Source organism: Klebsiella sp. JN_Kp126, assembly GCF_033843325.1.
In the GTDB taxonomy this organism is placed as follows: Bacteria; Pseudomonadota; Gammaproteobacteria; order Enterobacterales; family Enterobacteriaceae; genus Klebsiella; species Klebsiella michiganensis.
On sequence record NZ_JAWXQV010000023.1, the window covers coordinates 1 to 1825 of the forward strand.

At 50.5% G+C, this 1825-nt stretch carries 2 tRNA genes and 2 rRNA genes; all 4 read left to right on the forward strand.

The features are described from left to right. Window positions 1-597 (forward strand): 16S ribosomal RNA (locus SIK97_RS00920); the annotation flags it as partial. 71 nt (window positions 598-668) lie between these two features. Continuing rightward, window positions 669-745 (forward strand) — tRNA-Ile (locus SIK97_RS00925). A gap of 108 nt (window positions 746-853) precedes the next feature. After that, window positions 854-929: transfer RNA gene (locus SIK97_RS00930), tRNA-Ala, on the forward strand. Window positions 930-1107: 178 nt separating this feature from the next. Next, a 23S ribosomal RNA gene (locus SIK97_RS00935) occupies window positions 1108-1825 on the forward strand; the annotation flags it as partial.

Below are 1825 nucleotides of genomic sequence, written 5' to 3' on the forward strand. Positions count from 1 at the left end.
AGCATGTGGTTTAATTCGATGCAACGCGAAGAACCTTACCTACTCTTGACATCCAGAGAACTTAGCAGAGATGCTTTGGTGCCTTCGGGAACTCTGAGACAGGTGCTGCATGGCTGTCGTCAGCTCGTGTTGTGAAATGTTGGGTTAAGTCCCGCAACGAGCGCAACCCTTATCCTTTGTTGCCAGCGATTCGGTCGGGAACTCAAAGGAGACTGCCAGTGATAAACTGGAGGAAGGTGGGGATGACGTCAAGTCATCATGGCCCTTACGAGTAGGGCTACACACGTGCTACAATGGCATATACAAAGAGAAGCGACCTCGCGAGAGCAAGCGGACCTCATAAAGTATGTCGTAGTCCGGATTGGAGTCTGCAACTCGACTCCATGAAGTCGGAATCGCTAGTAATCGTGGATCAGAATGCCACGGTGAATACGTTCCCGGGCCTTGTACACACCGCCCGTCACACCATGGGAGTGGGTTGCAAAAGAAGTAGGTAGCTTAACCTTCGGGAGGGCGCTTACCACTTTGTGATTCATGACTGGGGTGAAGTCGTAACAAGGTAACCGTAGGGGAACCTGCGGTTGGATCACCTCCTTACCTTAAAGAACCTGCCTTTGTAGTGCTCACACAGATTGTCTGATGAAAATGTAGCAGTAAAAAATCTCTGCAGGCTTGTAGCTCAGGTGGTTAGAGCGCACCCCTGATAAGGGTGAGGTCGGTGGTTCAAGTCCACTCAGGCCTACCAAATTTCTGCTGATGCTGCGTTGCGGCGACACTCACATACTTTAAGTATGCTTCGTGTCACCACGCCTTGCCTCAACAGAAATTAAGGTTGATGAGATTTAACTACGATGGGGCTATAGCTCAGCTGGGAGAGCGCCTGCTTTGCACGCAGGAGGTCTGCGGTTCGATCCCGCATAGCTCCACCATCTTTACTGCACAACACAAGAAAACTTCAGAGTGTACCTGAAAAGGTTCACTGCGAAGTTTTGCTCTTTAAAAATCTGGATCAAGCTGAAAATTGAAACGACACACAGTTAATGTGTGTTCGAGTCTCTCAAATTTTCGCGACACGACGATGTTTTACGAAACATCTTCGGGTTGTGAGGTTAAGCGACTAAGCGTACACGGTGGATGCCCTGGCAGTCAGAGGCGATGAAGGACGTGCTAATCTGCGAAAAGCGTCGGTAAGGTGATATGAACCGTTACAGCCGGCGATGTCCGAATGGGGAAACCCAGTGCAATTCGTTGCACTATCGTTAACTGAATACATAGGTTAACGAGGCGAACCGGGGGAACTGAAACATCTAAGTACCCCGAGGAAAAGAAATCAACCGAGATTCCCCCAGTAGCGGCGAGCGAACGGGGAGCAGCCCGGAGTCTGAATCAGCTTGTGTGTTAGTGGAAGCGTCTGGAAAGTCGCAGGGTACAGGGTGATACTCCCGTACACTAAAACACACAGGTTGTGAACTCGAAGAGTAGGGCGGGACACGTGGTATCCTGTCTGAATATGGGGGGACCATCCTCCAAGGCTAAATACTCCTGACTGACCGATAGTGAACCAGTACCGTGAGGGAAAGGCGAAAAGAACCCCGGCGAGGGGAGTGAAAAAGAACCTGAAACCGTGTACGTACAAGCAGTAGGAGCCCCACCACCAAAGCGTTTCGCTTTGCGTGGTGCGCAAAATGCGTAACGACAGCGCGATGGACGGTTAACGGAGCGTAAGCGACGTTCAACATCAAAAATCAGGCAGTGGAGCGTTTTGGGGTGGGGTGACTGCGTACCTTTTGTATAATGGGTCAGCGACTTATATTCTGTAGCAAGG